Here is a 21,900-nt window from a genome sequence, read left to right as displayed (position 1 = left end):
TCCTCAACCAAACAACCTGTTGTGCATCCCCCCATTCTTATAGTATAATGAGGTGGGAAATGCAGCCTAACTGAAAATTCCAATAAAAAAAGAAAGGGCAGAGTATATGCAGGGTATAATCGACAGTCACGCTCATATCTGCGGAGCGCAGCTTTATCCGCGGTGGGAAGAGGTGGTTGCAGGTGCGGAAGAGGCAGGCATTGAAAAAATAATGATTGTCTGCACAGAGCTTTCCGAGGCGGAGCGGGCGATTCGGATAGCGGAGAGGGATCCCATGTTTGACGTGGCCTGCGCATTTTATCCGAATGATCTTTTAAAGGTTACGGAAGAGGATTTTGTGCGGCTGGAAAGTCTGGTACGCAAACCGCAGGTTAAGGCGGTGGGGGAGATAGGAATGGATTATTACCCCTATGAAGAGACGGTGCCCGCAGATATCCAGAAAGAGGCTTTTATCAGGCAGATCCGGATGGCGAATGAGGTGGATAAGCCGGTGCTGATCCATATGCGCCTGGCAACCGATGATACGAGACGTTATATGAAAGAGAACCTGAAGGTGCCTGGCATTATGCACTGTTACAGCGGCGGCGCCGATGCGATGCAGGATTTTCTCGACATGGGCATGTATATTTCCTTTTCGGGAAATATCACATTTGAACTGGATGATGAAAGTACACAGAGGGCGGTAAAGGAAGTGCCGCTTGACCGGATTCTGGTGGAGACGGATGCACCGAGCCTGACTCCGGCTCCGATGCAGGGGAAAGAGAATGAGCCACGGTATATTACTTATGTGATTGATCATATCTGCCGTGTGAGGAATATGAAAAGGGAAGAATTAATACAGGCTGTCAATGATAATTACAGATGCCTTATGAAAGAATAGATGGAATTGTCCGGAAGATTGAAGCGGAAGATACGAAACAGTATGGAATCAGTACGAAACAGAACAGTAGGAAACAGAACAGTACGAAACAGGTACGGTGATACCCGGACACAGAGAGGAGACAAACTATGATTAAACTGGAACCAAAGAATAAAAAAGAGCTTTTAAAAACGGCACTCGGCCTTGTAAAAGCTGACCTGGCGGTGACCAACTGCCGGCTTGTGAATGTATTTACGGGGGAGATTTATCCGGCCGTTGTCTATGTAAAGGACGGATTTATTGCACATGTGGAGACCGAAAAACTGGAGGGACCTTTTGAGGCGGAGGAGATTTATGACGGAAAGGGACGCTATCTGATTCCGGGACTGATTGATTCCCATATGCACATTGAGAGTTCCATGATGACGCCGCGGAATTTTGCCAGGGTTGTGATTCCCCATGGAACGACCACGATCATCCATGACCCGCATGAGCTGGCTAATGTCTATGGTGTGGATGCGGTAAAATATATGCACGACAGCGCCGACGATCTGCCGATGCGCCAGCTCGTGGACATCCCAAGCTGCGTTCCGGCCGTACCGGGCTGCGAGAATGCGGGAGCCGAGTTCTTTGCCGGAGAGATCCGGGAACTGGCAAAGCTTGAGCGTGTGGTCGGCCTGGCCGAAGTGATGGATTTTTATGGAGTGATGAACGGAGACGGCCGTATGATGGATATCATCGAGGCGGCAGAGGAGAGCGGCCTTTATCTTCAGGGACATGCACCGGGCCTGATGGGAAGGCAGCTTTCCGCATATCTCTGCGGCGGTCCGAATACCTGTCATGAGACAACCAGGGGCGACGAGGCGCTTGGCAAGCTCAGGGCAGGTATGTATGTGGATGCCAGGGAGAGCTCCATCACAAAGAACGTCAAGGCCATCGTGGAGGGAATCGACGGAATCCGATTCTATGATACACTGACTCTCTGCAGCGACGACAGAGAGAGCGATGATCTCCTGCACACGGGCCATTTGAACGCAGTAGTCAGAAAGGCCATTGAATGCGGCATGGATCCGGTGCTGGCTATCAAGAGCGCTACAATCAATACGGCCAGAGAGATCGGCGTATCCCACATCGGAGCCGTGGCGCCTGGCTATACGGCGGACATGGTCCTGACCGAGGACATTAACACTATGTGGGCGGATGCCGTATTCTTTGGCGGTAAGCTGGTTGCCGAGCACGGAAAGCTGACGGTGGAGATCGAGGACCGCGAATACGCTATGGAAAAGAGAAATTCCATGAATGCAGGAGAAGTGACGCTGGATGACTTTATCGTAAAAGCTCCTGTGGAGAGCGGTACCGTAAAAGTCAATGTAATGGAATACCACGATCTTCTCCAGAGCATGACAAGATGTGCAGTGGAAGAACTGGAAGTGAGGGACGGCACGGTCTTACTGAAGGAGGGCATGGCGTTTGTAGCCGTAATCAACCGTCACGGCAAAGGGACAAAGGCCCTTGGAATCGTAAAGAACTTCGGGAGCAGCGAGGGCGCCATTGCATCCACAGTCTCCCATGATTCACATAACCTGACGATTGTTTATTTCAAACCGGAAGACGCCTTTGCAGCGGCAAAGGAATTAATTGCAAAAGGCGGCGGAATGACGGCGGTAAAAGACGGAAAGATACTCAACACCCTGAGGCTTGAGGTAGGCGGCCTGATGACCAGGCTGAACGCCGAGGAGCTTACAAAAGAGGCGGCAAAGATGAAAGAGACGGAGCGCGGACTGGGACTTACGGCCCAGGAAAATCCGCTTCTGCGTATCGTTTCCCTGGCGCTTCCCGTTATCCCGGATGTGAAAATGTCCGATTTAGGCCTGGTTTCCGTGGCGGAACAGAAGATCCTTCCGCTGTTCACGTCATAAATCAATGAAATGTTCGCTGCAGAAAGACAAATGTATTTTCTTTGCGGAAAAATGTTGATTTTTTCTGCGAATTGGTATAGGATATACGTTAATGTTATGATTCGTTACGCCGCACCGTTCTTCGGGAACCGGAGACTGCGCGCGCACCGGATCACTGCAGTGAATCCCCGGCATACTAAAGAGGGGCATCGGTAACTGGAAAGACAGTGGACAGTTACGGAAATCGAATTCGGGAATGAGGAGAATAGCTATGGAAATGAAGAAGAAATTACGTGTAGGCGTTTTAGGCGCAACAGGAATGGTAGGACAGCGTTTTATCACACTTTTGGCTGAACATCCGTGGTATGAGGTAACTGCAGTGGCGGCAAGCCCCAGATCGGCAGGCAGAACATACGAAGAAGCAGTCGGCGGCCGCTGGAAGATGCAGACGCCAATGCCGGAATCCGTAAAAAATATGGTTGTGATGAATGTCAACGAAGTGGAAAAGGTTGCCGCAGCCGTAGACTTTGTCTTCAGCGCCGTTGATATGACAAAAGAAGAAATCAGAGCAATCGAAGATGCCTATGCCAAAGCAGAGACACCGGTTGTTTCCAATAACAGCGCCCATCGCTGGACACCGGACGTCCCGATGGTAGTGCCGGAGATCAATCCGGAACACTTTAAAGTAATTGAATTCCAGAAAAAACGCCTTGGAACAAAGAGAGGTTTTGTCGCTGTAAAACCAAACTGCTCCATCCAGAGCTACGCCCCGGTTCTGACCGCATGGAAAGAATTCGAGCCATATGAGGTGGTTGCCACTACATACCAGGCAATCTCCGGCGCAGGAAAAACCTTTAAAGACTGGCCTGAGATGGTGGAGAATATTATCCCATACATCGGCGGCGAGGAAGAAAAGAGTGAGCAGGAGCCGCTCAGACTCTGGGGCGAGATTAAAGACGGTGAGATTGTGAAGGCAGACGGACCTGTCATTACCTGCCAGTGTATCCGTGTGCCGGTTCTGGACGGACATACGGCCGCCGTATTTGTTAAATTCAGAAAGAAACCAACGAAAGAGCAGCTGATTGAGAAGCTTGTGAACTTTAAAGGCCTTCCTCAGGAGATGGAACTTCCGAGTGCGCCAAAGCAGTTTATCCAGTATCTGGAGGAGGATAACCGTCCTCAGGTCAAGCTGGATGTTGACTTTGAAAAAGGCATGGGAGTCTCCGTCGGCCGTCTGAGGGAAGACACGGTTTATGACTGGAAGTTTGTCGGACTTTCACACAACACACTGAGAGGCGCTGCAGGCGGAGCCGTTCTCTGTGCGGAGCTTCTGACAGCCCAGGGATATATTGAGGGGAAATAATATGTACAAAAAAGTAAAATTTGGTGAACTGTCAGACGGAAGAAGCGTGACCCAGTATACACTGGTCAATAAAAACGGACTTTCCGCATCTTTTCTGGATCTGGGAGGAATCTGGTCCTCCATGCTGGTTCCCGGACGGGACGGAGAGCTGGCGGATGTAGTGCTTGGATACGACACGATTGAGGCATGCCTGGGAAACGGCGGCCATCTGGGTGAAATTGTCGGAAGAAACGCCAACCGCATCGGAAAGGCAGAGTTTACATTAAACGGAGTGACTTATAAGCTGGAGGCCAACAATGGACCCAACAACCTCCACAGCGGACCTGATTTCTACAGAAACAGAATCTGGGATACCGAGGTGACCGAAGAGGAGGATGGGACGTCCATCACATTTTCCCTCTTAAGCCCCGACGGAGACCAGGGATATCCGGGTAATGCGAGGATTTCCGTTGTCTATACGCTGACGGAGGAAAATGAGCTGAAGATCCGTTATCATATGGTCTGCGATCAGGATACCGTTGCTAATATGACGAACCACAGCTATTTTAACCTTGCAGGCCATAAGAGCGGAAGCGCTATGGCACAGCTTGTCTGGATCGATGCGGACCGTTACACTCCTACGGACGATGTGGCCATCCCTTACGGGGAACTCCGTCCGGTAGCGGGAAGTCCGATGGATTTTACCGTTAAGAAACCAATCGGCCGCGACATCGATGCGGACTGTGAGCAGATCCGGTTCGGCCACGGCTATGACCACAACTGGGTCCTGAACCATGAGCCGGGGAAATTATCGCTTTCTGCTAAGGCCTGGGATGAGAAGAGCGGACGCGCAATGGAGGTCTATACGGACCTTCCGGGTATCCAGTTCTATACCGCTAATTATCTGGAGCCGGAGATTCCGGGGAAAGAGGGCGTGCTGTACGGCCCGCGCCAGGGATACTGCTTTGAGACCCAGTACTATCCAAATGCGATAAATATGCCGGATTATCCGTCCCCTGTTTTGAAAGAGGGAAAAGAATATAGTACTACCACAATTTATAAATTTATGATAGAATAAATCAGTACATGGATACAGGGATGCAGTAAAGAGCCGTCCGGCAGAAGCTGCAGCCCTGTATTTTTGAGAAAGCCTGGGCATGACGGCCGGTTTAAGCCGGGTGTGGACAATAACATTGCGGAGGATGAAACGGAAAATGGGAGCGACAGAGGGGAAGACAAATAACAGAAAGGTTACGGCTTTAGCTTCAGCCGGGCTTATGTTTGTGACGATTGTATGGGGCAGCGCGTTTGTGGTCATGAAAAACTCAATGGATGTAATCAAACCGACGTTTCTCTTGGCATACAGATTTACGATTGCTACGGCGGGGCTGATGATTATTTTCAGGAAACATGTGAAGACGATGACCCGGGCCGACATCAGCTGCGGAACCCTGCTGGGTTTTCTACTTTTTATCAGTTACTATTTCCAGACCTATGGGCTGAAATTTACGACAGCCAGCAAGAATGCGTTTATCACGACGCTGTATGTCATCATAGTTCCTTTCCTGCACTGGCTTTTTAATAAAGTAAAACCAACGAGAAATAACATCATTGCCGCCTGTATTGCGGTGGCCGGCCTGGCGCTTCTTTCGCTGAAGGGCGACCTGACGGTCAACTACGGTGATTTTTTGACCTTTATCTGCGGCTTTTGTTTTGCCCTTCATATGGTTTTCATCGATCGTTATACCATGGTTTACGATCCGATTAAGCTGACGGTGGTCCAGATGGGCTCCTGCGCCGTGATTTCCTGGCTTGTGGCCTTTACATTTGAGGGTTCCTGTGAGCTGGGCGTCTTTGCGGACAGAGGAGTGCTTTTATCCATTCTGTACCTGGGACTTGTTTCAAGCATGCTCTGTTTCCTGCTCCAGACCGTGGGACAGACCTATCTGAGCGCAAGCACATCGTCGATCCTGCTTTCTTTTGAATCGGTGTTCGGGCTGGTGTTTTCTGTGATTTTCCTGAGTGAGACGGTGACGCCCAGGATGCTTGTGGGATGCGGGCTGATGTTTGCGGCGGCAATTCTGGCGGAGCATAAATCGTCGGGCGGTAAGAAATCCGTGAAAGTGAAAGGACAGGAAGAGACGGCGGAGGTTTAAACTCCGGCTTTGAAAGTACGGAACCGTTATATATATATATTTACAGAATGTGGGGAATGGAATGTCAAAATCATTATACATAGCAGAAAAACCGAGTGTAGCCAGAGAATTCGCCAATGCGCTGAAGGTTTCGGGCAGGGCGAACGACGGCTATATCGAATCGGAGAATGCGGTTGTGACCTGGTGTGTGGGACATCTTGTTACAATGAGTTATCCGGAGGCCTATGACATAAAATATAAGAGATGGAGCCTCCAGACGCTTCCTTTTCTCCCGAAAGAATTTAAATATCAGGTAATTGAGAATGTTGAAAAACAGTTTAAGATTGTAAGCGGCCTTCTGAACAGGAATGATGTGGATACTATTTACGTCTGTACCGACTCCGGGCGGGAGGGTGAGTACATCTACCGCCTCGTGGCGCAGATGGCCGGGATTAAGGGGAAGAAACAGAAACGTGTCTGGATTGACTCACAGACGGAAGAGGAAATACTGCGTGGAATCAGGGAGGCAAAGGATTTGTCTGAGTATGACAACCTGGCGTCCTCGGCTTATCTGAGGGCCAAGGAAGACTATCTGATGGGAATTAACTTTTCTAGGGCGCTGACGTTGAAATACGGCCCTTCCATTTCAAACTATATGCGCACGGACAGGACCGTTGTGTCCGTCGGCCGTGTAATGACCTGCGTCCTCGGAATGGTAGTGCGGAGGGAGCGGGAGGTCAGGGATTTTGTGAAGACCCCGTTTTACCGCGTAATCGGCACATTCGCCCCGGAGGGATTTACACTCGACGGCGAATGGAAAGCGGTAGAAGGGTCCAAATACTTTAATCACCCCTGTCTCTATAAAGAGAACGGGTTTAAGGAACGAAAAGACGCGGAGGAACTGATAAACTATCTCTCTTCCAAAGAACCGATGGAGGGCGTTATCGCAGCCATCGAGAAGAAGAAAGAGACAAAAAATCCTCCTCTTTTATATAACCTGGCGGAGCTTCAGAATGACTGCTCCAAGATGTTTAAAATCAGTCCCGATCAGACCCTTAAATCGGTCCAGGAACTGTATGAGAAAAAGCTCGTAACTTATCCGAGAACGGATGCCAGGGTTCTCTCCACCGCGGTTGCGAAGGAGATTCATAAAAATATCGGCGGACTAAAAAGTTACGGGCCGTGTGCCGAGTTTGCGAATGAAGCGCTTGCCTTAGGCACCTATAAGGGAATTGCTAAAACGCGGTATGTAAATGACAAGCAGATCACCGATCACTACGCGATCGTTCCGACGGGCCAGGGGCTGGGGGCACTTAGAGGGCTTTCGGAGCTGAATGCCAGGATTTATCAGGTGATTGTAAGACGTTTCTTAAGTATCTTTTTCCCGCCGGCTGTTTACCAGAAATATTCGGTGGAGATCGTTTCACAGAATGAGCATTTCTTTGCCAGCTTCAAAGTCCTGAAAGATCAGGGTTACCTGAAGGTGGCCGATGTGTCGGGCCAGACCAGGAAAAAGAATGCGAATGCACAGGACAATTCCGGTGAAGGCGGGGAGACGGCGGGAACCGGGAAAGAGGAGCAGACGGGCGAGGTGGTCCTGGATTCATCCAGCCCGGAATTTATCGCAATGCTTGAAAAAATGAAAAAAGGCACTTCTGTATCCCTGGATGCTCTGAATATAAAGGAAGGGGAGACTTCCCCGCCGAAACGCTACACTTCGGGTTCCATGATTCTGGCAATGGAGAATGCGGGACAGCTCATTGAAGACGAAGAGCTTCGGGCACAGATAAAGGGAAGCGGCATCGGAACCAGTGCCACCAGGGCCGAGATTCTTAAGAAGCTCTGCAACATCAAGTATCTGTCGCTGAATGATAAAACCCAGGTTGTCACACCGACCTTTCTGGGGGAAGTGATTTTTGAGGTGGTGGAAGCTTCGATTAAACAGCTTCTAAACCCGGAACTCACCGCGAGCTGGGAAAAGGGCCTTACCTATGTGGCGGAGGGCAGTATCACCGCCGACGAATACATGGAAAAGCTGGAACGTTTTGTAGCCGGCCGGACCTATAATGCGGTAAGAGCCGCAAACCAGGCCGGTCTGAGGCCGATTTTTGACCAGGTATCGGAAAACTATAAAACCACCGGTTCAGGAAAAGCCGCAGCCGGAAAAAAAGGCGGTGCGAAGGCGGGAACGAAAGCAGCGGCTTCAAAAGCAGCGCCGGCGGACGCCCTTAAGCCCGCAGCAAATACAGAAGAAACAGACATGACGGTATAACAGTAACAGATTCTAACCACAGGCAGGAAAGAGAGGAACAAGACTATGATTCGGGAACAGATGAAGATTGCAAAACTCTACGATTTGACACATACACTTGCGGCAGATTATCTGGCGCAGTATGAATTTCCCTGGGATGCACTTCAGGGAATCAGCGATTTTCTGATTCAGCTCGGCAGCAGCCTGGATGAGAACGGGTATGAGAAACGGGGAGAAAATGTGTGGGTGCACAAAACCGCGAAGGTGGCGCCTACCGCGTTCTTAAACGGTCCGGTGATCGTGTGCAGGGATGCCGAAGTGCGCCACTGCGCTTTTATCCGCGGAAGCGCGCTGATTGGGGAGGGCGCTGTGGTAGGTAATTCCACGGAGCTGAAAAATGTCATTCTCTTCGACAAGGTTCAGGTACCGCACTACAACTATGTGGGTGATTCGATTCTTGGATTTAAGGCCCATATGGGAGCCGGTTCCATCACCTCCAATGTAAAATCCGACAAACTGCTTGTAAATATCCATGCCGCCGACGGCGAGATCGAGACGGGCAGAAAAAAGGTGGGAGCGCTGATTGGAGATAACGTAGAGGTCGGCTGCGGTTCTATTTTAAATCCCGGCACAGTGATTGGAAGATGGTCCAATATTTATCCTCTTTCCAGCGTGCGAGGCTGTGTGGATCCGGATTCCATCTACAAACGCCAGGGAGAAGTTGTGGCAAAAACGGTTTAGTAACGGTAACCTTTATGTTTCGCGGCCGGATGCCCGGGAGGCGGGAGTCCATTCGGAGTGGTTTCAGCAGAACATAGCGGATAAGGAGGATATTATGAAAAATTTGGAGATCAGATATCTGGAATGGCTGGCGGAGCTGTATCCTACGATTGGGGCGGCGTCGACGGAGGTGATTAATCTGGAGGCAATCGTCAACCTTCCCAAGGGAACGGAGCATTTTCTGACGGATATTCACGGTGAATACGAGGCATTTTCCCATGTTCTTAAGAACGGCTCCGGGGCCGTGAAACGCAAAATCGACGATGTGTTCGGCAATACGCTGAGCCGTCAGGATAAACAGTCCCTGGCGACGCTGATTTACTATCCGAGGGAAAAGATGAGCCGTATCCTGCAGGCGGAGACGAATCCGGAGGACTGGTACAAAATTACGCTGTACCGTTTGATTGAGGTCAGCAGGAGGGCGGCGAGCAAATACACACGTTCCAAGGTGCGCAAGGCCCTTCCAAAGGAATTTGCCTATGTGCTGGAGGAACTTCTGACCGAGAAGGCGGAGCTGACAGACAAGGAATCCTATTACGACGCGATTGTCCAGACGATTATCCGGGTGGGCCGGGCCAAACAGTTTATCATAGCCCTGAGCGAACTGATCCAGCGTCTGATTGTGGATCATCTCCATATAGTGGGAGATATCTATGACAGGGGACCGGGGCCTCATATTATTATGGATAAGCTGATGACGTATCACTCGGTGGACATTCAGTGGGGAAACCATGACGTTCTCTGGATGGGGGCTGCGGCCGGACAGGCGGGCTGTATCGCCAATGTGATACGAATCTGTGCCAGATACGGTAACCTGGATATCCTGGAGGACGGATACGGCATCAACATGCTGCCTTTAGCCACCTTTGCGCTGAACACGTATGCGGACGATCCCTGCACCTGCTTCCAGTTAAAGGGGAGCAACACCTATGATGCGTCAGAGATGGAGATTAACCAGAAGATGCATAAGGCGATTTCCATCATCCAGTTTAAGGCGGAGGGGCAGATTATCAGACGCCATCCGGAATTCCGTCTGGAACAGCGCAACCTGCTCCATCTGATCAACTATGAAAAAGGGACGATCACGCTGGATGGGAAGGAATATACCCTGTTGGACAGCCATTTTCCAACTGTGGATCCGAAGGACCCGTACGCTTTTACGGACCAGGAGGCTGAGATTATGGACCGCCTGGAGAGGGCGTTCCTCAACTGTGAAAAGCTGCAGCAGCACATGAAGTTCCTGCTTGCCAAGGGAAGTCTCTATAAAGTATACAATAATAACCTGCTCTACCATGGCTGTGTGCCTCTGAATGAGGATGGCACATTCAGGGCGGTGGAGATTTACGGAAAAAAATATAAGGGAAAAGCCCTGTATGACATCCTGGACAATTATGTGAGAAAAGGCTTTGTCTCCATGGACATGGAGGAGAGGGAGCGAGGGCGCGACCTGATGTGGTATATCTGGCTCCATGAGAATTCCCCGTTGTTCGGAAAAGACAAAATGGCCACATTCGAGCGGTATTTCCTGGCCGAGAAGGAGACGCACCGGGAGGCCAAAAATCCATACTATCATTTTCTGGAAAATGAGGATGTGATGGATCGGATCCTCGCGGAGTTTGGCCTTGCCAAAGAGGGAGCCCATATTATCAACGGCCATGTTCCTGTCAAATCCAAAGACGGGGAAAGTCCAATCAAATGCAATGGGAAACTTCTGGTAATCGACGGGGGATTTTCCAGGGCCTATCAGAAAGAAACGGGAATTGCCGGTTATACCCTGATATATAACTCTTACGGACTGATTCTGGCGGCTCATGATCCCTTTGAATCCACGGAAGCGGCGATCGAGAATGAGAGCGACATCCACTCCGACAGCAAGATGGTCAAGTGGGTACCGGAACGCAAATGTGTGGGAGACACGGACATCGGCAGGGAACTGAAAGAGAAGATAAAAGACCTGGAAAAACTGCTGGATGCCTACTATACGGGTACAATTGCAGAGAAATTTACAGTTCATTAGACGGCGGAGTCACATTTTATACATTCCTGTCGAAATAAGACGAATGGGAGCGGTTCATTTTGCAGACAGAAAAAAGCTGCAAAATGAACCGTTTTTGGATCCCGCAGAAGAGAAAAAGAGTAAATATTAAGATTAAGTTACATATGTTACAATTTTAACATACATATGTAATATATAGCGGATATTGTATACAGTATCCTCCGAAACCGGACAAACTAGTGTAAAATATCTAATAAAATACAAATAAATCATTGTATTTTTGTGTGAATGTACTATAATGATAGTGAATAAAAAAACAGTGTATGGCACTGAAAAAACATAGGAGGGAATGAGTATGTTAAGTTTTTTTATTTGTCTGGCGCTGCTGGTAGGCGGCTATTTTATCTACGGTAAGATGGTAGATAACACATTTGGTACCGACGACAGGGAGACTCCGGCGGTGAGAATCAACGACGGTGTGGATTATGTTGTCATGCCTCAATGGAAACTGTTTTTAGTCCAGCTCCTTAATATCGCAGGTCTAGGCCCGATTTTCGGAGCGCTTCAGGGAGCTTTATGGGGACCTGTTGTCTTTCTGTGGATTACATTCGGTACGATTTTTGCCGGAGGCGTCCACGACTACTTTTCGGGAATGCTGTCCGAGCGTAATGAGGGCGCTTCTATTTCCGAGGTCTGCGGTATCTATCTCGGCGGACTGATGAAGAATGTCATGCGTGTTTTTAGTATCGTTCTTCTTGTAATGGTAGGAACCGTGTTTGCAGTCGGACCGGCCGGCCTGATTGTCACCCTGTTCCAGAACAGCGGAGCCACTGGTATTGTAACCAATAAGGAACTTTGGCTGTGGGTAATCCTGGCATATTATTTCATTGCCACATTTATTTCCATCGATAAGATTATCGGTAAAATTTACCCCGTATTCGGCATCTGCCTGATTATCATGGCAGTCGGCGTCGGTATCGGTATTTTCACAAAATCAGAGTATGTGATTCCTGAAATCTGGACGAATTTTTACAACATGCATCCGGCAGGAACGCCAATCTGGAGTGTTATGTTCATCACCGTTGCCTGTGGCGCTATTTCCGGTTTCCATGCAACACAGTCGCCTCTGATGGCCCGCTGTATGAAATCCGAGAAGCAGGGACACTTTGTATTCTACGGTGCAATGGTATGTGAAGGTGTAATCGCCCTGATCTGGGCAGCCGCGGGATGTTCCCTTTACTCTGTAACGGGAGGTCTTAATACGGGACTTCAGGAGGCTCTTGCCAACGGTCAGTCCGCAGCAATTTACGACGTATGTAAGAAGACCATGGGAGGAATCGGTATCGCACTTGCTATGCTCGGCGTTATCGCATGTCCGATCACCTCAGGTGATACTGCATTCAGAAGCGCACGTCTCGTTGTGGCCGACTGGTTTAAGATTGACCAGAAGGCATACATGAGCCGTCTGAAACTCTGTATCCCGCTGCTGGCGGCAGGTGCGGTTATCGGCCATCTGGATTATACGATTGTATGGAGATACTTCAGCTGGACGAACCAGACTCTGGCAATGATCGTTCTCTGGACCGCAAGCATGTACCTCTTCAAAGAGAAAAAGAACTACTGGATTACGGCAGTGCCTGCAACCTTTATGAGCGCCGTGTCCATGACCTATTTCTTCTATGCAAAGGAATGCCTGAATCTCGGCACAACATTTGCTTATCCGGCCGGAATCATTCTGGCGGTTGTATTCCTTGCAGTATTTATGAGGGCTACAAAAAAGCAGCAGACCGCCTAGCTATTGCGGCGGATTAAATGACACGAATCTAAGAAAACCGGAGATAAACTATGATTTTTAAGCCAGTGAAGCTCGGCCTTGAGAGCCTGCCGGAGCAGGATTTGGAACAGGACAGAAAACAGTGCAGAAAATTCGGCCCCTGCGGGGTGGGAGAGAAGGCGCTGTACTTGAACAGTTTTTACATAGACAGACGGTACTATATCCCGATCGCCTCGGTAACCCGCGTGTTCAAGCGGGTGGCGATGAGCAAGGGCGGATTCAGCGGGAAAGGTATGTTTGCCAGTATTCCTTATCTGGTGGTAGAGTATGAGGATGGGAAAGAAAAACAGTGTAATTTTAAATACGAGGAGAATGTGGATCGTATGCTGGCCTGCATCGGCAGGGAGCACCCCGAAATCAGGCTGGTGAGTAAGGCAGCCGAGGAGCGGCTTAAAAAGAAGGAGCAGGAGCGCGCTGCAAAGCGCCTCCCGGTTCTCCCGGAAGAGGCAAAAGAAGAACTGGGACGGCTTCAGAACGCCAGAGAATTTCTGGAGGAGAAGCCGGAGCTTGGCATTGCGCTCAGCCAGGCGGCCAGAAGGAAAAGGGCCTATGAAAACAGCAGCCCCAGCTACAAATGGGTGGCTTTAGCCATCTCGATTCTGGGAGTTTGTTCCCTTGTATACGGAATCTATTCATTGATTCATCATGTGGGTTTCGCCATCTATTTCACTCTTTTTGGAATGGCGGCTATTTTCCTGTTTTCCAGCGCCAGTATGCTGCCGACTTCGAAAAATAACAAACGTTTTATCCTGAACCAGGAAAAGCGGGCATTGGAGGAGATGGAGCAGTATCTGGCCGCATACCGGGAAAAAGCGTTTCCGCTTCCCGCAAGGTATTCACACCCCGTAGTGCTGAAAAGGATGTGTGAAATCATTGCGGAGGGCAGGGCGGAAGACGCCGGTGCCGCGCTTGAGGCGGTGAAAGAAGATCTCAGGGCATTAAATTCCGGGGTGGAAGTGGATCAGGAAGAGTACGAGGAAGTAGTGGCAGTCAAAGCTATGTTTTTAAATGCAGATTACAGATAATTAGAATACGGCGAAAGCCGGTAACACAGGACATAAAAAGAACGGTGCAGCAAATGGCACCGTTCTTTTATGTCCTTATTTTGTTCCGAAAATACGATCCCCGGCATCACCGAGTCCGGGACAGATATAGGCATTCTCATTCAGGCATCTGTCCACATGGCCTACATAAATCTGTACGTCCGGGTGCGCTTCATGGAGCCTTTTAAGGCCTTCCGGAGCGGCAATGATTGCCATGAACTTAATGGTCTTTCCGCCGTGCTCTTTGATAAAGTCAACGGCCTCAACGGCGGAACCGCCGGTAGCCAGCATCGGGTCCGTCACAACGATAGTACGCAGTTCGATCGGGCTTGGAAGTTTGCAGTAATATTCGTGGGGCTGATGTGTTACCTCGTCGCGGTAAAGGCCGATGTGGCCGACCTTGGCGGAGGGCACAAGCGCCAGGATTCCGTTGACCATGCCAAGGCCTGCACGGAGAATCGGTACGATGGCAAGCTTTTTGCCCGACAGCATTGGTGTCATACAAGTTTCAATCGGAGTTTCAACTTCAGCATCCTCAAGAGGAAGGTCCCGGAGAGCTTCATATCCCATAAGCATGGCAATTTCATCGGTCAGGGAACGGAACTCATTCGTTCCCGTCGCTTTATTGCGGAGAATGGAGATTTTGTGCTGAATCAGAGGGTGGTCTAAAATTGTTACGTTTTCCATAGTAAAAACCTGCCTTTTATATTTATAGTGTTTCCAGTTTCAATTTCATCACTGATTTAGAGGGTTACTGTTAAAACCCCGTCCCAATATATTCTTGCAGTTAACAGCAAGAAAGAATCACGCTCGCGGGATTCTCCGCCTGCGGCGGGTCGTTTTAGCGGCATAATTCCTCTCCGCTGCAGTGCGATCCTGCCCGGAGGGCTTCTTTATATCATAGGAAAGTATTTCTATGATATAAAAAAATATTCAGACAAATGTATTATACACCTGTCTGAATAGGCTTGTCACTATATAAATAGAACTATTTAGATAATTGCTGCAATTTTTTGGAAATAAATGTCAAATCCTGAACCGGTTTTGTTTAACCGTTACTTATTGTCGGGACTGTATTTGATAATGGCGTAGTTCCCGAGTTCGGAGGAAAGCGGAACGCTCACATAGATGACGCCCTGTTTCTCATAGCTGAATACCTCCGGCCAGCTTGCGGCAGGGGTTACGTTCTCGTCCGCCGTATATCCGCCTGAGAAATCGGCCGACTGGAGCTTCTTGAAGTAGTAGTCCGTCGTCTTGTCGGAGCCATTGATGTAGCTTCTGACAGACTGCTCATTACCGGATACGGATTCCAGCTTGTAGTCGCCGGAAGCGATGTAACCGGCCACGGTATAGGCATCGGTAAAGTCGCTGAGGCGCAAGTTCTGGACAGTGTCGAGATCGATTGTATTGGCATAGAAGATCTTTTCTTTCTTCGATGTGGACGGATTCGTTAATTCTCCTTTGTAAGTCACAACGATCCGTTTCAGGTTGGCCGCTTCCACCGTACTTTTTACAGACAGGGTCTGATCCGGGTGAACATCGGCGATAGCCATTGCATTGGTGCGCAGCAGGGCGTTAACCTGTTTCTGCTTTTCGGTGTCCTTCATATTCGATACAACCGGATATTCCACGGTTGCTTTTCCGGATGTTTCTTTTTTAGTCTCGGTCTTTAATGAAAAGCTGCTTGTGGAGTTCTTGGAATCTTCCTCCTTCGTCTCCCCGGCCGGTTCCGTGACGGCCTCCGTGGTTTCGGGAAGTGTCTCCTTCTCAACGGCTACGGTTGTATGTAATGACGACAGGTCGACAGCCGCTCTCTTTTTGCAGCCCGCAAAAGCCAGGGCACAGACGGCTACGGTTGCAGCGATAAATAATTTTTCTTTACGCATAAAATCCCTCCTCGTAAAAATTTATTAAGAATGTCGGCAAGTTTGATAATTGTTATATTCTGATTTTTCTGTTGTGAAAATCGTTCCAGGTGTTTTCCGGACCGCAGTTGTTTGCCTGCAGGGAAATAAAATTGCCTTCTGGAATTATTATACAATATTGTGACGAAAAATGTCAGAAAATATCATTGAATTTTTCTTAATTTTTTTAGCGGCCGGCCGATTTTGGGTGAATTAATACCGTGTAAATAAATGCATGACGGGTGTCTTTATTCCTGCGCGCTTTTTGAACGCAGGGAGGTTTGGGAGAAGAGTATATTAATGGTAGGGATTTAGTTGAGATGCGAGGACGCCTCTGTAAGACGGCGGACGGGGTGGTGGGAGGGTGTGTATGAGTCTTCAGTCCCGGTTGGTAAGTTGTTGTGAGGGGGAATCCAGGAGAAAAAATTCCTACGGGGACTCGCTCCCGCTTGTGGAATGCGCAACGGATGCTAGATTCGAAAATACCTCATCAAGCACCGGCGGATTCCAAGGTCCCCTTCGGAAAGTTTTCTCCTTCCTTCCCCGGGCAGGTGGTCGGCGGGACTGAAGACTCAGCGAAGGTTATTGCCCCGTCCGCCGGCTTCAGGGGCTGATTGTCTCTTTCGTCAAGTGGGGTGGGGGTATTGTCGCGACCACGATATAGTCGTAACTATTTTGCATTCTGACGGAATCTTGGGCTGCATAAAAAGAGTATCAGAATAAACAGTCTAAGATTCTAAGCTTACATAGTCTCATGGTGAACAGGATGTAGCTTTCAGGGATTCTATAGAAACGTAGTGACAGCGACAAGCGCCTCCTCCATTGAAGAAATAGGACAGATCAGCCGCCGCAGGCCAGGGGCCGGGCAGCCGTCCTGGCTGAGTCTTTCGTCCCGGCCATAACCTTTCTGCGGGGAAGAAGGGAGAAAAAGATTCCGGAGGGAACCTGGGAGTTCATTGGTACTTACCGAGGTGTTTTCGAGGTTAGTACCATTATGTACTCCGACGAGCGAAAGCGTTTCCCGCAGGAACTTTTTCTGCCCGGATTCCCCGCCTACGACAACCTGACGCCCGGGACGAAAGACGCATCGATCCCCTCACCATCCCGGCCCCTGGCCTGACGGCGGTGTCCTCATTTCTCAATTAAATTATAATTTAAGGAGGAGCTTTTTATGTGGGAAGTATTAAGTAACCCGATTACGGTATCCGTAATCGCACTGTGTGTTTTATGTCTTTTTAAAGTAAACGTCATTCTGTCACTGATTGCGGCTTCATTGATTGCGGGTATGGTCGCAGGGATGAATCCGGGACAGATTATGGGGATTTTCGTGGAGAATCTGGGGGACAACGGGGAGACGGCTATCAGTTATCTGTTGCTTGGGGCATTCGCAGCTGGACTGGCCCGCGTCGGCATTGCTGATATCCTGGCAAAGAAGCTGGCCGGCATCATAAAGGGAAGGCGTTATGTGCTCCTTGCGATGCTGGCGGTCTGTGCCTGTATATCCGGTACGTTGATTCCGATACATATCGCATTTATTCCAATCCTTGTTCCCACGATGCTGTCTCTGATGAACGAGATGAAACTGGACCGCCGGGCCGCGGCCTGTGCGCTTGCCTTTGGCCTTGTGACTCCCTATGCTACTCTGCCAATCGGATACGGCCTGATTTTCCATAACATTGTGGCAGCCAATATGACGGATAACGGAATGCCGGTCGATACCTTCCAGGTGTGGCACAGCAACTGGATCCTGGCAATTGGAATGGTGGCCGGAATGATTCTGGCGATTCTTTTCTTTTCGAAAAAGAGGGAGTATCAGGATATTGCCGTTGAGAGCATGGCGGTCAACAGTACGGAGGAAGGAGGCACAGGGCAGGGCGTACGCAGTAAAATTACCCGCCCGCAGCTTATTTCCCTGCTTGCAATTGCGGCAACGGTGGTTGGCCAGCTGATGTATAATTCCATGCCGTTCGGCGCCGTGGCCGGACTTATCGTAATGATTGGCGGAGGAGCCGTGCCGTTAAAGGATGTCGATCAGGTTGTGGATGAAGGAATCCGCCTGATGGGCGTTGTGGCGGTGGCTCTGCTGGTGGCTGCCGGATATGCGGGCGTTGTCAAGGAGAGCGGGGCAGTGGATACGCTCGTCACTTCCGCACTGGCGATCCTCGGAGGGAGTAAGGCTTTTTCAGCCGCTGTTATGCTCCTCATAGGTCTTCTGATCGATATGGGAATTGGAACTTCATTCGGGACGGTGCCGATCCTGGCCGTACTCTATGTTCCGCTGTGCGCACAGCTTGGATTTAGTCCGGCCGCGACCGTTGTTCTGATTTCAGCCGCAGCCGTTTTGGGTGATGCGGGGTCACCGGCCTCCGATACGACGCTGGGGCCTACGGCGGGGTTGAACGCGGACGGCCAGCACGACCACATCTGGGACACCTGTGTGCCGACGTTTATCGTGTATAATATTCCGCTCCTGATATGCGGGTTTATTGGGGTTATGATTTTTTAAAGAAAAGGCACGGTGCAGGCCATGAATCAGGAGATTGACGGCCTGCCCATTTTTTTGTATCATAGGTAAGTGTCTGGAGCCTGTTTTAAGGACAGAGGAATTGAGTGGAAAACTCTTATAAGAACAATAAAATAAACAATAAACTATTATAAGTTCAGCTTCTAAGAAAAAATCAATAAAACTAACTGGTAAAGAATGAGGAAAATGGTATATAATAAAATCAGGTTATTCTTTTTAAATTACGGTGATAAAGTACGCACAGCGTACTTTTCATTGTAGACGGCGGGCCGTGTGCAGGCTATACAGGTACTTGCCGCAGCAGAATGAGATAAAATCCAGGATATCAAAAGAGCGCAATCAGGAGGTCCATACTATGAAAATGTTATCTATTGCAGAGGAACTGAAGAATAATTCCTACCCCGGCCGCGGAATCATTATCGGCAGATCCGCAGACGGCACAAAAGCCGTGACAGCCTATTTTATCATGGGAAGAAGCGAGAACAGCAGAAACCGTGTCTTTGTGGAGGACGGAGACGGAATCCGTACACAGGCATTCGATCCATCCAAACTCACCGATCCAAGCCTGATCATTTATGCACCGGTCAGAGTGCTGGGTAATAAGACAATTGTGACAAACGGCGATCAGACCGACACGATTTACGACGGGATGGACATCCAGCTCACATTCGAGCAGTCTCTCCGCTGCCGTGATTTTGAACCGGACGCGCCGAACTATACACCGCGTATCTCGGGCATCATGCACATCGAGGACAGCGGTTACAATTATGCCATGTCCATTTTAAAGAGTGACAACGGAAGACCCGATTCCTGTCTGCGCTTTACCTATGCGTATCAGAATCCGATACCGGGAGAGGGCCATTTTATCCACACCTATATGCAGGACGGCAATCCGCTTCCAAGCTTTGAGGGAGAGCCAAAGAGGATATCCATTCCCGATGATATAGACGAGTTCGCAGATCTTCTGTGGGAAAATTTAAATCCGGACAACAAGGTTTCTCTTTTTGTGCGTTATATTGATATTGAAACAAGAAAGACATGCTCGAAGATTATAAATAAGAATCAGTAAGACACCGCTGCAGATCATTTAATACAAAGGAGGAAGTTTTAATGAAAGAACTGGAGTTAAAATACGGCTGCAACCCGAACCAGAAGCCATCCAGAATCTATGTGGAGGACGGAAGTGAACTGCCGATTCAGGTGCTGAGCGGGCGCCCGGGATATATCAATTTTCTGGACGCATTCAACGGATGGCAGCTTGTGAAGGAGCTTAGACAGGCCACTGGACTTCCGGCGGCGGCATCCTTTAAACACGTATCACCGGCCGGCGCGGCGGTGGGACTGCCTCTTGATGAGACCATGAGAAAGATTTACTGGGTGGATGATATGGGAGAGCTGTCACCGATTGCCTGTGCCTATGCAAGGGCCAGGGGAGCGGATCGTATGTCCTCCTTTGGGGATTTTGTCTCCCTGTCCGATGTCTGTGACGCAGACACGGCCCGCCTGATCAAACGCGAGGTTTCCGACGGTGTCATTGCACCGGGATATACGGATGAGGCCCTGGAAATTCTGAAGGCCAAGAAGAACGGGAATTATAATGTGATTCAAATCGATCCGGACTATGTTCCGGCGCCAGTGGAGAAAAAACAGGTATATGGAATTACGTTCGAGCAGGGAAGAAATGAGCTTAAGATTGACAGAGAACTTCTTTCCAATATTGTGACGGAGAATAAAGAGCTTCCTGATTCAGCTAAAATTGATATGATTGTTTCACTGATTACCCTCAAATACACGCAGTCCAATTCCGTCTGCTACGTGAAGGACGGACAGGCAATCGGCGTGGGCGCGGGACAGCAGTCCAGGGTACACTGCACGAGGCTGGCCGGCCAGAAGGCGGACAACTGGTTCTTAAGACAGGCTCCCCAGGTGCTGAACCTTAAGTTTGTGGACGGCATCCGAAGGGCCGACAGGGACAATGCCATCGACGTGTACATTGGGGACGAATATATGGATGTCCTGGCGGAAGGCGTGTGGCAGAATACGTTTAAGGTGAAACCGCCCGTATTCACACGTGAGGAAAAAAGAGCCTGGCTTGATCAGATGAGCGGCGTAACTCTAGGTTCTGATGCATTCTTCCCGTTCGGCGACAATATCGAGCGCGCCCATAAGAGCGGCGTTAACTATATCGCACAGCCGGGCGGTTCCGTGCGCGACGACAATGTAATTGAAGTATGTAATAAATACGGAATCGTGATGGCATTTACGGGAATCCGTCTGTTCCACCACTAAACGGGATGAGGGACCGGCCGTCTGCGGGTAAGATGGATGAGGTTAAGGTAGACGGACGAGTTGTTTCACCGTTTAACGCTGTAGGTGGACGTGAGAATATCCAGGTATTCTTTTGCAATGGGAGAGAGCTTCTTATCTTTCAAATGAATATAACACAGGTAGCTCAGCGGCTTGGGCTCCGGATAGTGCTTTGGAAACGGGAACGGAATCGAGACGATATGGAATTGTCTGTTCTGCTCCCGTGTTTCCTGTGAACCGAGAGCGAGGGCGTCGGTCTGGGTCAGGACATTGTGGAGGCTGGCGCGGCTGTAAACGTAAGTGATTTGACGCACAATGCTCCAGTCCACGATATGTTCCAGGGCTCCCTCACTGTACACGTTTTCAATACTTTTAATTCCCAGTTGGTTTTGCTGGGCATACAGGACAAAATTGTAGCGGTAGATATCCTCCAGGGTAATCGAACCGCTTTTTTTCGTGAGAGGATGGCCCTCCCTGACAATCAGATGCGTCTCCATGTCCAGAATCTTGTGAAGGGCAATATGCCGGATTCTGAGAAGGTTTTCAAGCATTTTCCAGTTGTCCTCCGTACCGATGATGACGCCTGCGTCCGCCGCATTTGTGTAAACGTCGTCAATCACCTGGTTGTTCGTTGTCTCGCGGTAATGGAAACGGAGCCGGTCCTGCGGGTAGCGGTTTAAAAGCTGCAGATACGCGTCCATCGGATAGGAGGATGAGACACAGGAGATGCGCAGACGGTTCACATCCGCAAAATCGGATTTAAACATGTGGTTAAACTGTTCTACATTCTCTAAAAGCTGGGCGGCCGTGTCGATAAAAACACGCCCGTTATCCGTCAGGTTTATTCCGTTCTTTCCTCTCGTGAAAATGGAAATGTGGTATTCATCTTCCGTTTCTTTCACCACCTTGCTCAGATAAGGCTGCGAGACAAACAGGGCCTCCGCTGCTTTTGTGATGGAGCCGTGCCGTTCGATGGCGACAAGGTATTTCAGATATTGTATGTTCATACATTCCTCCTGTTTTTAGA

At 49.6% G+C, this 21,900-nt stretch carries 17 protein-coding genes; 14 read left to right on the top strand and 3 right to left on the bottom strand.

Annotated elements, in window-relative coordinates; all coding sequences use genetic code 11:
* Positions 1-106 precede the first annotated feature (106 nt).
* The 10 genes from EJL91_RS03355 to EJL91_RS03310 all read left to right on the top strand — a co-directional run bounded on the left by EJL91_RS03355 (position 107) and on the right by EJL91_RS03310 (position 14,120).
* Positions 107-880: a TatD family hydrolase gene (locus EJL91_RS03355; protein WP_125140538.1), complete on the top strand. Its 774-nt coding sequence runs from the start codon at positions 107-109 to the stop codon at positions 878-880.
* Positions 881-1,008: 128 nt separating this feature from the next.
* A complete protein-coding gene (gene ade / locus EJL91_RS03350; RefSeq protein ID WP_125140537.1) occupies positions 1,009-2,778 on the top strand; it encodes an adenine deaminase in 1,770 nt (589 codons plus the stop codon).
* A 256-nt stretch (positions 2,779-3,034) separates the two neighbouring features.
* A complete protein-coding gene (asd, locus tag EJL91_RS03345) occupies positions 3,035-4,120 on the top strand; it encodes an aspartate-semialdehyde dehydrogenase (protein WP_125140994.1) in 1,086 nt (361 codons plus the stop codon).
* Between the two features lies 1 nt (position 4,121).
* Positions 4,122-5,177, top strand: a complete 1,056-nt coding sequence (locus EJL91_RS03340; RefSeq protein ID WP_125140536.1) for an aldose epimerase family protein — start codon at positions 4,122-4,124, stop codon at positions 5,175-5,177.
* Between the two features lie 136 nt (positions 5,178-5,313).
* Positions 5,314-6,255: a DMT family transporter gene (locus tag EJL91_RS03335; RefSeq protein ID WP_125140535.1), complete on the top strand. Its 942-nt coding sequence runs from the start codon at positions 5,314-5,316 to the stop codon at positions 6,253-6,255.
* Between the two features lie 61 nt (positions 6,256-6,316).
* On the top strand, positions 6,317-8,506 hold the full coding sequence (locus EJL91_RS03330) for a DNA topoisomerase (protein WP_125140534.1): 2,190 nt from the start codon (positions 6,317-6,319) through the stop codon (positions 8,504-8,506).
* Positions 8,507-8,551: 45 nt separating this feature from the next.
* A complete protein-coding gene (locus tag EJL91_RS03325) occupies positions 8,552-9,226 on the top strand; it encodes an LbetaH domain-containing protein (protein ID WP_125140533.1) in 675 nt (224 codons plus the stop codon).
* 94 nt (positions 9,227-9,320) lie between these two features.
* Entirely contained in the window at positions 9,321-11,282 is a 1,962-nt protein-coding gene (locus EJL91_RS03320; protein ID WP_125140532.1) for a fructose-1,6-bisphosphatase, read from the top strand.
* 334 nt (positions 11,283-11,616) lie between these two features.
* The gene (locus EJL91_RS03315; protein ID WP_125140531.1) at positions 11,617-13,056 is read left to right on the top strand and encodes a carbon starvation CstA family protein; all 1,440 of its coding nucleotides are present in this window, start codon (positions 11,617-11,619) and stop codon (positions 13,054-13,056) included.
* Between the two features lie 50 nt (positions 13,057-13,106).
* Positions 13,107-14,120, top strand: a complete 1,014-nt coding sequence (locus tag EJL91_RS03310) for an ATPase P (protein ID WP_125140530.1) — start codon at positions 13,107-13,109, stop codon at positions 14,118-14,120.
* Between the two features lie 75 nt (positions 14,121-14,195).
* Here EJL91_RS03310 and upp read toward each other — a convergent pair whose 3' ends face one another.
* Together upp and EJL91_RS03300 are read right to left on the bottom strand one after the other, a co-directional pair.
* Positions 14,196-14,825: a uracil phosphoribosyltransferase gene (upp, locus tag EJL91_RS03305; RefSeq protein ID WP_125140529.1), complete on the bottom strand. Its 630-nt coding sequence runs from the start codon at positions 14,823-14,825 to the stop codon at positions 14,196-14,198.
* A 368-nt stretch (positions 14,826-15,193) separates the two neighbouring features.
* Positions 15,194-16,024: a hypothetical protein gene (locus EJL91_RS03300; RefSeq protein WP_125140528.1), complete on the bottom strand. Its 831-nt coding sequence runs from the start codon at positions 16,022-16,024 to the stop codon at positions 15,194-15,196.
* 1,012 nt (positions 16,025-17,036) lie between these two features.
* On the opposite strand from EJL91_RS03300, the gene EJL91_RS25085 reads away from it, so the two are divergent.
* The 4 genes from EJL91_RS25085 (at position 17,037) to EJL91_RS03285 (ending at position 20,855) form a co-directional block, all read left to right on the top strand.
* Positions 17,037-17,162, top strand: a complete 126-nt coding sequence (locus tag EJL91_RS25085) for a hypothetical protein (RefSeq protein ID WP_279230028.1) — start codon at positions 17,037-17,039, stop codon at positions 17,160-17,162.
* 51 nt (positions 17,163-17,213) lie between these two features.
* Positions 17,214-18,548, top strand: coding sequence for a Na+/H+ antiporter family protein (locus EJL91_RS03295; protein ID WP_125140527.1), 1,335 nt, complete (start codon positions 17,214-17,216; stop codon positions 18,546-18,548).
* Positions 18,549-18,921: 373 nt separating this feature from the next.
* The gene (locus tag EJL91_RS03290) at positions 18,922-19,635 is read left to right on the top strand and encodes an IMP cyclohydrolase (protein ID WP_125140526.1); all 714 of its coding nucleotides are present in this window, start codon (positions 18,922-18,924) and stop codon (positions 19,633-19,635) included.
* A gap of 41 nt (positions 19,636-19,676) precedes the next feature.
* The gene (locus tag EJL91_RS03285; RefSeq protein ID WP_125140525.1) at positions 19,677-20,855 is read left to right on the top strand and encodes a phosphoribosylaminoimidazolecarboxamide formyltransferase; all 1,179 of its coding nucleotides are present in this window, start codon (positions 19,677-19,679) and stop codon (positions 20,853-20,855) included.
* A 65-nt stretch (positions 20,856-20,920) separates the two neighbouring features.
* Here the strand turns inward: EJL91_RS03285 and EJL91_RS03280 are convergent, their stop codons facing one another.
* Positions 20,921-21,880: a LysR family transcriptional regulator gene (locus EJL91_RS03280; protein ID WP_125140524.1), complete on the bottom strand. Its 960-nt coding sequence runs from the start codon at positions 21,878-21,880 to the stop codon at positions 20,921-20,923.
* Positions 21,881-21,900 lie beyond the last annotated feature (20 nt).

The sequence above is a fragment of the Clostridium transplantifaecale genome (genome assembly GCF_900626075.1).
Taxonomy (GTDB): domain Bacteria; phylum Bacillota; class Clostridia; order Lachnospirales; family Lachnospiraceae; genus Otoolea; species Otoolea transplantifaecalis.
The sequence above is the reverse complement of the archived record's forward strand: the minus strand, read 5'-3'. Positions and strand labels throughout refer to the sequence as shown.

Coding starts and splice junctions, on each gene's coding strand:
- EJL91_RS03355 (WP_125140538.1), top strand. CDS start 107: ATGCAGGGTATAATCGACAGTCACGCTCATATCTGCGGAGCGCAGCTT.
- ade (WP_125140537.1), top strand. CDS start 1,009: ATGATTAAACTGGAACCAAAGAATAAAAAAGAGCTTTTAAAAACGGCA.
- asd (WP_125140994.1), top strand. CDS start 3,035: ATGAAGAAGAAATTACGTGTAGGCGTTTTAGGCGCAACAGGAATGGTA.
- EJL91_RS03340 (WP_125140536.1), top strand. CDS start 4,122: ATGTACAAAAAAGTAAAATTTGGTGAACTGTCAGACGGAAGAAGCGTG.
- EJL91_RS03335 (WP_125140535.1), top strand. CDS start 5,314: ATGGGAGCGACAGAGGGGAAGACAAATAACAGAAAGGTTACGGCTTTA.
- EJL91_RS03330 (WP_125140534.1), top strand. CDS start 6,317: ATGTCAAAATCATTATACATAGCAGAAAAACCGAGTGTAGCCAGAGAA.
- EJL91_RS03325 (WP_125140533.1), top strand. CDS start 8,552: ATGATTCGGGAACAGATGAAGATTGCAAAACTCTACGATTTGACACAT.
- EJL91_RS03320 (WP_125140532.1), top strand. CDS start 9,321: ATGAAAAATTTGGAGATCAGATATCTGGAATGGCTGGCGGAGCTGTAT.
- EJL91_RS03315 (WP_125140531.1), top strand. CDS start 11,617: ATGTTAAGTTTTTTTATTTGTCTGGCGCTGCTGGTAGGCGGCTATTTT.
- EJL91_RS03310 (WP_125140530.1), top strand. CDS start 13,107: ATGATTTTTAAGCCAGTGAAGCTCGGCCTTGAGAGCCTGCCGGAGCAG.
- upp (WP_125140529.1), bottom strand. CDS start 14,825: ATGGAAAACGTAACAATTTTAGACCACCCTCTGATTCAGCACAAAATC.
- EJL91_RS03300 (WP_125140528.1), bottom strand. CDS start 16,024: ATGCGTAAAGAAAAATTATTTATCGCTGCAACCGTAGCCGTCTGTGCC.
- EJL91_RS25085 (WP_279230028.1), top strand. CDS start 17,037: ATGTACTCCGACGAGCGAAAGCGTTTCCCGCAGGAACTTTTTCTGCCC.
- EJL91_RS03295 (WP_125140527.1), top strand. CDS start 17,214: ATGTGGGAAGTATTAAGTAACCCGATTACGGTATCCGTAATCGCACTG.
- EJL91_RS03290 (WP_125140526.1), top strand. CDS start 18,922: ATGAAAATGTTATCTATTGCAGAGGAACTGAAGAATAATTCCTACCCC.
- EJL91_RS03285 (WP_125140525.1), top strand. CDS start 19,677: ATGAAAGAACTGGAGTTAAAATACGGCTGCAACCCGAACCAGAAGCCA.
- EJL91_RS03280 (WP_125140524.1), bottom strand. CDS start 21,880: ATGAACATACAATATCTGAAATACCTTGTCGCCATCGAACGGCACGGC.